Here is a 12,096-nt window from a genome sequence, read left to right as displayed (position 1 = left end):
CTGGCATCGTGGCCCCACCATCGAGACCGGCAGAGGGACAGGCCCTTTGAAGCCGGGGCAGCCCGCAGGCGCGCAAGCGTCTGCGTAGGTGCCAAATCCTGCGGGGACCGTGGCGTCCACCGAAAGATGGTTCGAACCATGCACCACACGTGCATCTCGAACGCGGGCCCCGCGAAGGCTCGATGGCCGATTCCCCAACCGGATCCCGCCATGAGCTTCGCCGCCAGTACCGCGCTTCGCCCCGAACCCTTTGTCCCCGTCAGCGTGCCGGTTGAAGACCGCGTGCATGCCGAGCGCGGTGAGTTCGCCGCGGTGCTGTCGATGCGCCACGCCGGCCCCAGCCCGGTGCGCCTGCGCTATGAGTGGGTCGGCCCGGCCAACGCACCGGTGGTGGTGCTGGCCGGCGGCATTTCCGCCCATCGCCACGTGGCGTCCAACGCGCAGTTCAGCGAGAAGGGCTGGGCCGAAGACCTGGTGGGCAGCGGCCGCGCGCTGGATCCGCAGCAGCTGCGCGTGCTGGCCTTCGATTTCATCGGTGCCGACGGTGCACTGGATGTGCCGATCGATACCGCCGACCAGGCCGATGCCTTGGCGCTGCTGCTGGACCATCTCGGTATCCGCGCGCTGAAGGCCTTCGTCGGCTATTCGTATGGTGCGCTGGTCGGCCAGCAGTTCGCGATCCGGCATCGTGCCCGCGTGCGCCAACTGGTGCTGGCCAGCGGTGCGCATCGCCCGCATCCGTATGCCGCCGCCTGGCGCGCATTGCAGCGCCGCGCGGTCGCGCTGGGCCAGCTGCAGTGCGGCGAAGACCACGGCCTGGCCCTGGCCCGGCAGTTCGCCATGCTCAGCTATCGCACGCCGGAAGAGTTCGGCGAGCGCTTCGATGCCGCGCCGGAGGTCATCAATGGCCGTGTACGTGTAGCCGCCGAAGACTATCTCGATGCGGCCGGTGCGCAGTACGTCGCGCGCACGCCGGTGACCGCCTACCTGCGCCTGTCCGAATCGATCGACCTGCACCGCGTCGACCCCACCGCGATCCTGCCGCCGACCGTGGTGGTGGCCGTGGAGGGCGACCGCCTGGTGCCGCTGGCCGACCTGGTCGGCCTGGTCGAAGGGCTGGGCCCGCGTGGCAGCCTGCGCGTGCTGCGCTCGCCCTATGGCCACGACGCCTTCCTCAAAGAAACCGATCGCATCGACGCGATCCTCGCCACCGCCTTCCGCACTTCTGGAGAGTCCACATGAGCCTGCACGCCAACGAGCCGTCCTGTAGTCGTACCACTGCCGCCGTCCGTGCGGGCATCGATCGGGACACCGCGCATGGCGCAGTCACGCCGCCGATCGTGCTGTCGTCGAACTTCAGCTTTGAAGGCTTCGGCAACAAGCGCCAGTACGACTACACGCGCAGTGGCAACCCCACCCGCGATCTGCTGGGTGAAGCGCTGGCCGAACTGGAGGGCGGCGCCGGCGGCGTCATCACCGCGACGGGCATGGGTGCGATCAATCTGGTGCTGAACGCGCTGCTGCAGCCGGGCGACACCCTGGTGGTGCCGCACGATGCCTACGGCGGCAGCTGGCGCCTGTTCAATGCGCTGGCGAAGAAGGGCCACTTCGAACTGGTCACCGCCGACCTGACCGATCCGCGCGCGCTGGCGCAGGCGCTGGCCACGCAGCCGAAGCTGGTGCTGGTGGAAACCCCGTCCAACCCGCTGCTGCGCATCACCGACCTGCGCTTCGTCATCGATGCCGCGCACAAGGCCGGTGCACTCGTGGTGGTCGACAACACCTTCCTGTCGCCGGCGCTGCAGCAGCCGCTGTCGTTTGGTGCGGACCTGGTGCTGCATTCCACCACCAAGTACATCAATGGCCACAGCGATGTGGTCGGCGGTGCGGTGGTCGCGCGCGATCCGGCGCTGCACGAGCAACTGGTGTGGTGGGGCAACGCGCTGGGCCTGACCGGTTCGCCGTTCGATGCGTTCCTGACCCTGCGCGGCCTGCGCACGCTGGATGCGCGCCTGCGCGTGCACCAGGAAAACACGGCGTCGATCGTTGCCCTGCTGGACCAGCATCCGGCGGTCGGTGCGGTGTACTACCCGGGCCTGGCCGATCACCCGGGCCACGCCATCGCCGCGCGCCAGCAACATGGCTTCGGCGCGATGCTGTCGTTCGAACTGGCCGACTGCGAAGGCGATGATCCGCACGCGGCAGTGCGTGCGTTTGTCGACGGGCTGCGCTGTTTCACCCTGGCCGAATCGCTGGGCGGCGTCGAAAGCCTGATCGCGCATCCGGCCACCATGACCCATGCAGCGATGACGGCCGAAGCACGCGCGGCGGCCGGCATCAGCGAAGGACTGCTGCGCCTGTCGGTCGGTATCGAGGCCGAACGTGACCTGCTGGCCGATCTCGGTGCCGCGCTGCAGCGCGCCGAAGCGGTGATCGATGCCGCCGCACGTCGCAAACAGGTGGTGGACGCATGAGCGCACTCGCCGCTGACATTCCTGCGCTGGGCGCGGGACGCCTGGCATTGCTCGGTACCGGTACGGTCGGCTCGGCCTTCGTGCAGCGCTACCAGGCGCTGCAGGCACGCGGGTTGGAACTGCCCAGCGTGCAGTGGCTGGCCAACTCGCGCACCGCGCTGGAGATCGATCGCGACCTGGCGTTGCCGCTGGAACTGGCACGCCGTGCACCGCGTGGCGGCCTCAACTCGCCGCCGTGGGCCAGCGCCGAAGGACTGGAGCGTGGCGACGTGGTGGTCGATGCCACGGCCAGTGAAGACGTGGCCGCCCGCCACGTGCAATGGCTGGCGCGCGGCGTGCACGTGGTGACCGCCAACAAGCTGGGCCGAGGCGCGCAGCTCGCCCGCGCGCAGGCCATTGCCGAAAGCTGTGCCGACAGTGGCGCGCGGTATGGCGACAGCGCCACCGTGGGCGCCGGCCTGCCGCTGCTGAGCAGCCTGCGCGCGCTGGTGGCCGGTGGTGATCACATCCACGCCATCGAAGGCGTGCTGTCCGGTTCGCTGGCGTGGCTGTTCCATCGCTATGACGGCCAGTCGCCGTTTTCGGCTGCGGTGCGTGAGGCACTGGCGGCCGGCTATACCGAACCGGACCCGCGCCTGGACCTGTCCGGCGAGGACGTGCGCCGTAAGCTGCTGATCCTGGCGCGCAGCAGCGGGCTGGCGCTGGATGCTTCGCAGGTGCAGGTGGATTCACTGGTGCCTGATGCGCTGGCGGCGTTGCCACTGGAAGATGCCGTGGCTGCCTTGGAGCAGCTGGATGCGCCGCTGCAGGCGCGTTGGCAGCAGGCACGTGACAACGGTCGCGTGCTGCGTTTCGTTGGCCGTGTTGACGGCGAAGGTGCGCAGGTGGGCCTGCGCGAGCTGCCTGCCGATCATCCCTTGGCGCAGGGCGCGGGCACCGACAACCGCGTGGCCATCCACAGCGATCGCTACCGCCGCCAGCCGTTGTTGATCCAGGGGCCGGGCGCCGGCGCGGAAGTCACTGCGGCCGCGTTGCTGGATGACGTGCTGCGGATCGTGGGTTGATCGCACCGCTTCTGTAGAGCCGAGCCTACGCTCGGCTGCTGCTGGCAAAATCCCCTCCTGCCGGATGAGCCGAGCGTGGGCTCGGCTCTACAGGGGAGGGCTGCCGTTCAATGCGCTTTCAATGCCTTCAGCAACGCCGCATTGAACTGCTTCGGGTCCTGCACCTGCGGCGAATGGCCCAGTTCGGCGAACTCGACCAGCGTCGCGCCGGGAATCGCTGCGGCCGCCGCCTTGCCGAGTGCCGGATAGTTGCCCAGCGCCGCCTTCACCGCAGGCGGTGCCTGGTCACGGCCGATCGCGGTGCGGTCCTTCTGGCCGATGAACAGCGTGGTCGGCACCTGCAGGTTTTTCAGTTCGTACACCACCGGTTGGTTGAACACCATGTCCGAGGCCAGCGCCTGGCTCCATGCAACGGCCTGCCTGCCCGGGCCTTCGTACATGCCCGACTGCATCCGCGCCCACGGTTCGTAGGCCGGCTTCCATTTGCCGTCGTAGTACACCTCCAGCTGGTAGCGGCGGATGCTGTCATAGCTGATGTTCATTTCGCCGGCGTACCACGCGTCGACGCTGCGCCAGGGGACGCCCAGCGCCTTCCAGTCTTCCAGGCCGATCGGGTTGACCAGCGACAGGCTGCGCAGGTCCTGCGGGAACATCAGCGCGTAGCGCACCGCCAGCATGCCACCCATCGAGTGCCCGACCAGGTGCACCGGTACATCACCCAGCTGCAGTTGCTGCAACAGCGCATGGGTGTTGGCGGCCAGCTGCGCGAACGTGTACTGATAGCGCTCCGGCTTGCTGGACTTGCAGAACCCCACCTGGTCCGGGGCGATCACCCGGTAGCCGGCGTTCAACAGCGGCGCGATGGTCTGCTGCCAGGTGGCTGCGCAGAAATTCTTGCCGTGCAGCAGCACCACCACGCCGATGGCGCGGCGTTTGGGCAGGACATCCAGGTAGGCCATTTCCAGTGGCTGCCGCTGCGACTCCAGCGCGAAGATCTTCACCGGATAGCCGTAGTCGAAGCCCTCCAGCCGCGGACCATAGGTCGGCGCGGCAAACGCGGACAGCGGCAGGCAGGCAAGCAGGGCAGCAGCGATCACGCGCATGGGGCAAATCCGGGGCAGGGTAGCCCCGAGCCTAACCGGAACGCGGTGACGGTGTCGTCCGATGTAGAGCCGAGCAGGGGCCCGGCTCCACAACTCAGCACTCGATGACGTTCACCGCCAGGCCACCGCGGCTGGTTTCCTTGTACTTGTCCTGCATGTCGCGGCCGGTATCGCGCATGGTCTTGATGACCTTGTCCAGCGACACCTTGTGCTTGCCGTCGCCACGCATCGCCATGCGCGAGGCATTGATCGCCTTCACCGCGCCCATCGCATTGCGTTCGATGCAGGGGATCTGCACCAGGCCGCCGATCGGGTCGCAGGTCAGGCCGAGGTTGTGTTCCATGCCGATTTCCGCGGCGTTCTCGATCTGGCTGGGATTGCCGCCCAGCGCCGCGACCAGGCCACCGGCCGCCATCGAGCAGGCCACGCCCACTTCGCCCTGGCAGCCGACTTCGGCGCCGGAAATCGAAGCGTTTTCCTTGTACAGGATGCCGATCGCCGCCGAGGTCAGCAGGAAGTCGAACACGCGCTGCTCGTTGGCGCCGGGGCAGAAACGGTCGAAGTAATGCAGCACCGCCGGCAGCACGCCGGCGGCGCCGTTGGTCGGTGCGGTCACCACGCGGCCACCGGCGGCGTTTTCTTCGTTCACCGCCAGTGCGTACAGGTTGACCCAGTCCAGCGTGGTCAGCGGGTCGCGCATCGCCGCTTCCGGCTTCGACGACAGTTCGCGGTACAGCGCCGGTGCGCGACGGCCGACCTTCAGGCCACCCGGCAGCACGCCTTCCTCGCGGATGCCACGCGCGACGCACGACTGCATCGCGCTCCAGATCTCGCGCAGGTTGGCGCGGATCTCGTCTTCGCTGCGCCAGCACTTCTCGTTCTCGAACATCAGCTGGGCGATGCTCAGGCCGCTGCGCGCGGTCTGCGCCAGCAGCTCGTCGCCGCTCTTGAACGGGTAGGGCAGCGGGGTCTCGTCGGGCACGATGCGGTCATCGGCCGCGTCGTCCTGGTTGACCACGAAGCCGCCACCGACCGAGTAGTAATCGCGGGTGGCGATCACTTCATCGTCGGCGTTGTACGCGGTGAAGCGCATGCCGTTGGTGTGGTACGGCAGCTTCTGGCGCTTGTTCATGCCGAGGTCGCGCTTCTCGTCGAAGGCGATCTCGTGCTGGCCCATCAGCTGGATGCGCTTGCTGCTACGGATGCGCTCCAGGGTGGCCGGGATGATGTCCGGGTCGATCAGGTTCGGCCGCTGGCCCTCCAGGCCCAGCAGGATCGCCTTGTCGGTGCCATGGCCGCGGCCGGTCAGCGCCAGCGAGCCATAGACATCGGAGCGGATGCGCGCGACCTCGTGCAGGCGGCCCGGATCGAGCAGCCAGCGATGGATGAATCGCTCGGCGGCCTTCATCGGCCCGACGGTGTGCGAGGAACTCGGACCAATGCCGATCTTGAAAACGTCGAACGTGCTGACAGCCATGGATGCCAAACTGCGGGTACCGGACAAGCGGCTATTCTAGCGGCTTGCCGGGCCATCCGATGGCTGCGGCGCAGCATTTCCACCACGGGAGCCTGACTGGTGTTGACCCTGATCCAGCGTGACGATTGCCACCTGTGCGACCTGGCCCTGGCCGAACTGGCCAAAGCGCGGGCGCCGGAGTTCGAATCGGTGTTCCTGGATGACCAGCCGGCGCTGGAAGCGCGCTATGGCGCGCGGGTGCCGGTGCTGCGCGACGAGCGCGGCGAGCGCGAGCTGGACTGGCCGTTCGATGCGGCCACGGTGCAGGCGTGGTTGGCCGAAGGCGGTCAGGTAGTGCCGTCCGCTGGCCGGCAACCACCCGATATCCGTTAATGCCGGCCAGCGGCCGGCACTACCGGAAGCGTCTTATTTCGCGTCGAACTTCACGATCGTGCTGATCGCGGTGTCGTCCGGAATGGTCTTGGTATCGGCCCAGTCACCGCCGCCGACGCCGAAGTCCAGACGCTTGACCGTGGCCTTGCCGGTCAGCACCGGCTGTGTGCCCGGCTTCCAGGTGAAGGTGAGGGTGACCGGCTTGCTGACACCGCGCAGTTCCAGGGTGCCATCGGCGGCGAACTGGTCGTTGCCCACGGCGCGGAAGCCCTTGGCGGTGTAACGCGCAGTAGCGAACTTGCCGACATTGAAGAAGTCGGCACCCTGCAGGGTCGAGTCACGGTCGCTGTTGCCGCTCTTGGCGCCTGCCAGCGGAATCACCACATCCAGCGAGCCGACGGCCGGGTTGGCCGGGTCGAAGCTGAGCTTGGTGGCGAAGCCCGGGAAGCTGCCGGTGAACACTTCGCCGTCGTACTTGGTGGCGAACACCAGGATCGAGCCGGCACCCGGGGCCTGCGCATAGTCCGCAGCGAGCGCCGGGGCGGTGGCCAGCATGCCGGCCAGGGCGGCGGCCACGGCGGCCGGAGTGGTCAGTTTCAGGTTCATCGGTCAGTCCTTCTGAGGGGAGGCGAGCCAGCCGCGCGGCAACATGCGGGACAGCGTTGCATCGCGCTGGAACAGGTGGTGGTAGAAAGCAGCGCCGGCATGGGCCAGCACCACCGCGATCAACAGCCAGAAGCCGTACTCGTGGAGGGCATGGGATACCGCGACGACCTGCGGGTCGGGGCCGCTCAGCTTGGGCACGTCGACCAGGCCGAACCAACGGAACGGGCGCAGGCCACTGGCCGAATCGTACAGCCAGCCCGACAGCGGGATGGCGAACATCAGCACATACAGCAGCACGTGGGTGGCACTGGCGATGCGCTCCTGCCAGCTGGGCACGCCCGGCACCGGCTTCGGTGCACCGGCATACAGGCGCCAGCCGAGACGGAACAGCACCAGCGCCAGCACGGTGATGCCGATCGACTTGTGCGCGGTGTAGACCCAGAAGTACTTGGGCGTCTTGGGCAGTTCGCCCATGGTCAGGCCAACCACGCCCAAGGCGAGGATCAGCAGTGCGATCAACCAGTGCAGGATCTGGCTGACACTCCCCCAGGCGGCGGGGGTGTTCTTGGCGGTCATGAAGGGTCCTTGGGGGCCGTCGTGTGGTCGGAGTGTGGAACGGGAGCGGGAGTTCCCGGGGCGTCGCTGCGGTCGAGGGTGGCCTCAGCCTCGATCCGCACCTGTACCGCATCACCGATGACGCCCGGCCAGGCGGTGATGCCGAACGCGCGCCGGCTCAGCGTCGTGCTGGCGGAAAACCCGGCGGTGCGTCGGAAGGGAGGGAGCGGGTAGCGCTTGAGCGCGTTGAGGGTCACGTCCAGGGTGACTTCCTGGCTGACCCCGCGCAGGGTCAGCGTGCCGATCACATGCGCATGCTTGGCGTCGATCGGTTCGACCCGGCTGGAGACAAAACGCGCGGTCGGGAATCGCTCGCCATCGAGCAGGCTGCGGGCCAGCGTGGCCTGGTTCCACTTGGCGTCGCCAAGGTCCAGACGCGACACAGGAATGTCCACTTCCAGGGTGGCATCGCGCCAGTTGTCGGGATCGAACAGCACGCGGCCTTCGCTGCCGGACACCGTGCCCATGGCCTGCGAGTAGCCCGCGTGGTCGATGGAGAACAGCACCCGCGTGTGCACCGGATCGAGGCGATAGGTGTCAGCGGCCGCCCAGGCAGGGGCGGTGGCGAGCAGCATCGGCAGCAGGGCCAGGCAGGGACGCATCGATGGCGGGCTCCGGAAGGGGACGCTGTGATCATACGCACAGCCCCCTGCCAACGTTGCGTGCATGGCTGCAACAGTTCGTGGTGGTGCCACCGCTGGAAACAGCCTGTTGCAGCCATGAACCCGGCCCTGTGTGACAATCGGCCCAGGACAGGGGGTTCAGGATGACGAGCGGCTGGCGCCGGTGGTGCCGTGGCATCGCAGGTATGGGACTGCTGCTGATGGCGATGGCCACGGCGGCTGCGACCCTGGACATGGCAGAAACACCGCGCCTGCGCCGCTTCGGTGCCGCCGAAGGCTTGCCGTCGCGCATGGTGGTGGCGCTGGCCGAGGACCGCCAGGGCCACATCTGGGCCGCCACCGATGGTGGGCTCGCCCGTTATGACGGCAACAGCCTGCGAGTCTGGGAGCACGATCCGGAACAGCCGGGCTCGCTGCCTGGCAACGAGATCGAGACCCTGCTGATCGATCCGCTGGACCGGGTCTGGGTGGGCATCAACGGCAAGGGCGTGGCCCGCCTGGATGCCGACCGCGAGCGCTTCCGGACCTTCGACACGGTCAATTCCACCTGCCAGGGGCAGTTCTGGGCACTGGCCTATGTCGACGATGCCTTGTGGATCGGGACCAACAACCATGGCGTCTGCCGGCTTGGCGAAGACGGCAGCGTGCGCCTCTACACCCATGATCCAGCGCAGCCGGGGGGCCTGCCCAGCAACAGCATCTTCACCAGCCTGGTCGATACGCGGGGCCGCCTGTGGGTGGGCACCGAAGCCGGCGTGGCGCGTTGGAACGGCAGCGGGTTCGAGCCAGTGGCCGCGCGGGAACTGGGCACGCTGAGCGTGCTCCGGTTGAGCCGTGACGCGGAGGGTTCGATCTGGGTGGGCAGCCAGAACGATGGCCTGTACCGCATTGATGGGCAGGACCGGGTCAGTCGTCCGCGATGGGCCGACAGCGCCCAGCTGCGCTCGGCCCTGGTCCTGGCCGATCGCCAGGGGGGCTACTGGGCCGGCACCTCCGATGGTTTGTTGCGGGGGGATGCGGCGGCACTGCGCCGGCTGGAGGGCGACCGCGGCAGCGGCTTCCTGACCGCGCACAGCGGTGTGCTCGATCTGCTGCAGGACCACGAGGGCGGATTGTGGGTGGCGCTGCTGACCCAGGGCCTGGCCTATCTGCCACCGGACTGGCGGCGCTTCTCGATCTGGAACCAGCTCGACGGCAAGCCGCTGGACAGCCAGTACCTGTTGAGCGCGGCCAGCGACGGCAAGAACTACTACGTCGGCTCGGCGCGAGGGGTCTATCAGCTGGATGCGCAGGGCACCCTGCGCCTGCTGGCCAGCGACCGGCAGCTGGGCAACGGCGTGGTGTGGTCGGTGCTGCCGCGCCCGGATGGTCGCCTGTGGCTGGGGCGCGGCGGTCGCATCACCGTCTACGATCCGGCCACCGGCGCGCTGCGCGATCTGCGGATCGATGGCAGTGCCGATCTGCGCCAGCGCATCGACCTGATGCGGCAGGCGCCCGACGGCACGGTGTGGGTGTCGGTGATGGGCCTGGACCTGCAGCAGCGCAATGCAGAGGGCCGGCTGCTGCACAGCTATCCGCTGGAGCATTTCCGCGGGACCGCCGATGCGCCGATCGAGCAGATCCGCTTCGACGCCCATGGCCGGCCCTGGGTGATGGGCGACATGGGCATCTGGCGCGAGCAGGCTGGACGCTTCGAGGCAGTGCCGGGTGTTTCGCGCGGGCCCATCTACGACCTGGTGTGGATCGATCCGCAGCAGTTGTGGCTGGCGCGCCAAGGCGCCTTCGAGCGCTACCAGTGGGATGGCATGAGCCTGCGCCTGATCCAGCGCATCGACGGCAGTGCAGGCGTGCCGCCGGTCACCATGGGTGGGCTGGCGCTGGCCGACAATGGCCAGCTGTGGGCCACCACGCCGCGCGGCCTGCTGCGTTGGGACCCTAAAACGCGGCGCCTGCAGCAGTTCAACGAGCGCGATGGACTGTCCGATGCGGAGTTCACCGGCCGGCCACCAGCAGTGAATGCCGATGGCCGCGTGCTGGCCGTCACCCAGACCGGGTTGGTTGCCTTCGATGTGAATGCCGACGACACCGTGCTGCCGTCGTCATCGCTGGTGATCGCCGAAGTGCGGGTACGCCGCGACGACGCGCGCGGCTGGCAACCGTTGCCGCTCACCGGCACCCTGTTGCTGGGACCGGATGACCGCGATCTGCAGATCGATGCGCGGCTGCTGTCCTATGCCAGCCCGCAGGGCAACCGCTACCGCTTCCGCGTGCAGGGCTACGACCAGGACTGGGTGGAGCAGGGCGGCGATGGTCAGCGCACCCTGTCGCGGCTGCCGACCGGCAGCTACGTCATCGAGGTGCAGGCAGCGACCGCCCGGGGCGCGTGGACACCTTCGCAGCAGTTGCAGGTGAAGGTGCTGCCGCCGTGGTGGCGCAGCGGCATGGCGATCTTCGGCTACATCCTGCTGGGGTCGCTGCTGCTGGTGGTCCTGGTCTGGTCGGTCCGCGCGCGGCTGCGCCGTCGCCAGCAATGGCAGCTGACGGTGCACAAGCAGCAGCTGGCCGAACAGGCCTCGCAGGCCAAGAGCCGTTTCCTGGCCACGCTGGGCCACGAAGTGCGCACGCCGATGACTGGCGTGCTGGGCATGAGCGAGCTGCTGCTGGCGACCCCGCTGGATCCGGTGCAGCGCGGCTACGCGGGGTCGATCCAGCAGGCCGGTAGTCATCTGCTGCGGCTGGTCAACGATGCGCTGGACCTGGCCCGCATCGAAGCCGGGCGGCTGGAGCTGGACCTGCGTCCGTTCGATCTGGGGGAGCTGCTCGACCAGGTGCAGGGCCTGATGCAGCCGATGGCGCAGCAGCGCCAGCTGGAGTTCCAGCGCGGCGAAGATCCGCCCGGGCCGGTGAGTGTCAGCGGCGACGAGATGCGCGTGCGCCAGATCCTGCTGAACCTGCTCGGCAACGCGATCAAGTTCACCGAGCGTGGCCACGTCGGCCTGGCCGTGCGCCTGGAAGAAAAGGGCGGGCTGTGTTTCGAAGTGCATGACAGTGGCCCGGGCATCAATGCCGAACAGCAGCAGCGCCTGTTCCATCGTTTTGAACAGGCCGACGGCCCGCGCACCGCGTCGCGCTACGGGGGCAGCGGGCTGGGGCTGGCGATCTGCCAGGAGCTGGCGATGGCGATGGGCGGGTGCATCGAAGTAGACAGCCAGCCGGGCAAGGGCGCGCGGTTCCGCGTGCGCCTGCCGTTGCCCTGGACGCGCCAGGCCGCCAGCACCGCGGGCGAGGTCGCGGCCCTGCCGGAACTGCCGCCGCTGCGCATCCTGCTGGTCGAGGACGATGCCACGGTGGCCGAGGTCATCGCCGGCCTGCTGCGGGTGCGCGGGCATGAGGTGGTCCACGTGCTGCATGGCCTGGGCGCGCTGTCGGAGATCGCCACCGATGGTTTCGACGTCGGCCTGCTCGATCTCGATCTGCCCGCGCTGGACGGTACGGCCATCGCCCGCCAGCTGCGCACCATGGGCTATGAACTGCCGCTGGTGGCAGTGACTGCCCGTTCCGATGCCTACGCTGAAACCCAGGTGCTGGCCGCAGGCTTCGATGGCTTCCTGCGCAAGCCGGTGACCGGCGATCTGCTGGTGGCGGCCATCGCCCAGGCGCGTGCGAAACGGCAAGCGACTGCGTGACTGTGCCGGCGCCGGGCGTGAACGGCGCGACTTTCGGTTTACCATGCCGACGCCCGCAGCGCGGGAATCATCAGGA

At 68.3% G+C, this 12,096-nt stretch carries 10 protein-coding genes and 1 riboswitch; of the genes, 5 read left to right on the top strand and 5 right to left on the bottom strand.

The annotated features are described in order from the left end of the window. Window positions 1-14: 14 nt before the first annotated feature. A riboswitch (SAM riboswitch) is annotated at window positions 15-133 on the top strand. 77 nt (window positions 134-210) lie between these two features. The 3 genes from DFO63_RS06625 to DFO63_RS06615 are packed head-to-tail and all read left to right on the top strand — an operon-like array spanning window position 211 to window position 3,538. After that, window positions 211-1,242, top strand: a complete 1,032-nt coding sequence (locus DFO63_RS06625) for a homoserine O-succinyltransferase (protein WP_049442996.1) — start codon at window positions 211-213, stop codon at window positions 1,240-1,242. Next, window positions 1,239-2,474, top strand: a complete 1,236-nt coding sequence (locus DFO63_RS06620) for an O-succinylhomoserine (thiol)-lyase (RefSeq protein ID WP_101765934.1) — start codon at window positions 1,239-1,241, stop codon at window positions 2,472-2,474. The genes DFO63_RS06625 and DFO63_RS06620 overlap by 4 nt, the downstream gene beginning before the upstream one ends. After that, window positions 2,471-3,538 (top strand): homoserine dehydrogenase, encoded by a 1,068-nt coding sequence (locus tag DFO63_RS06615; RefSeq protein ID WP_049442998.1) that lies wholly within the window; start codon window positions 2,471-2,473, stop codon window positions 3,536-3,538. The genes DFO63_RS06620 and DFO63_RS06615 overlap by 4 nt, the downstream gene beginning before the upstream one ends. A 107-nt stretch (window positions 3,539-3,645) precedes the next feature. Here the strand turns inward: DFO63_RS06615 and DFO63_RS06610 are convergent, their stop codons facing one another. Beyond that, window positions 3,646-4,641, bottom strand: a complete 996-nt coding sequence (locus DFO63_RS06610) for an alpha/beta hydrolase (protein ID WP_049442999.1) — start codon at window positions 4,639-4,641, stop codon at window positions 3,646-3,648. A 94-nt stretch (window positions 4,642-4,735) separates the two neighbouring features. Then, complete coding sequence (locus DFO63_RS06605) at window positions 4,736-6,118, bottom strand: L-serine ammonia-lyase (protein ID WP_049443000.1); 1,383 nt, start codon at window positions 6,116-6,118, stop codon at window positions 4,736-4,738. A 96-nt stretch (window positions 6,119-6,214) separates the two neighbouring features. On the opposite strand from DFO63_RS06605, the gene DFO63_RS06600 reads away from it, so the two are divergent. Then, a complete protein-coding gene (locus DFO63_RS06600; protein ID WP_049443001.1) occupies window positions 6,215-6,490 on the top strand; it encodes a glutaredoxin family protein in 276 nt (91 codons plus the stop codon). Window positions 6,491-6,523: 33 nt separating this feature from the next. On the opposite strand, the gene DFO63_RS06595 is transcribed toward DFO63_RS06600, so the two are convergent. From DFO63_RS06595 to DFO63_RS06585, 3 genes are read right to left on the bottom strand one after another with little or no spacing between them, the layout of a single operon-like run. Continuing rightward, entirely contained in the window at window positions 6,524-7,096 is a 573-nt protein-coding gene (locus DFO63_RS06595) for a YceI family protein (protein ID WP_049443002.1), read from the bottom strand. Between the two features lie 3 nt (window positions 7,097-7,099). Then, on the bottom strand, window positions 7,100-7,672 hold the full coding sequence (locus tag DFO63_RS06590; RefSeq protein ID WP_005418388.1) for a cytochrome b: 573 nt from the start codon (window positions 7,670-7,672) through the stop codon (window positions 7,100-7,102). After that, window positions 7,669-8,313, bottom strand: a complete 645-nt coding sequence (locus DFO63_RS06585; RefSeq protein WP_014038146.1) for a YceI family protein — start codon at window positions 8,311-8,313, stop codon at window positions 7,669-7,671. Before DFO63_RS06585 ends, DFO63_RS06590 begins: the two co-directional genes overlap by 4 nt. A gap of 164 nt (window positions 8,314-8,477) precedes the next feature. Between DFO63_RS06585 and DFO63_RS06580 the strand changes: the two genes are divergently transcribed. Next, entirely contained in the window at window positions 8,478-12,020 is a 3,543-nt protein-coding gene (locus tag DFO63_RS06580; RefSeq protein ID WP_049443003.1) for an ATP-binding protein, read from the top strand. The last annotated feature ends 76 nt before the right edge of the window (window positions 12,021-12,096 follow it).

It is taken from the genome of Stenotrophomonas sp. AG209, assembly GCF_003550055.1.
Classification (GTDB): Bacteria; Pseudomonadota; Gammaproteobacteria; order Xanthomonadales; family Xanthomonadaceae; genus Stenotrophomonas.
Note: the sequence above shows the minus strand (reverse complement) of the source record. Positions and strands in the feature narration are given on the sequence as shown.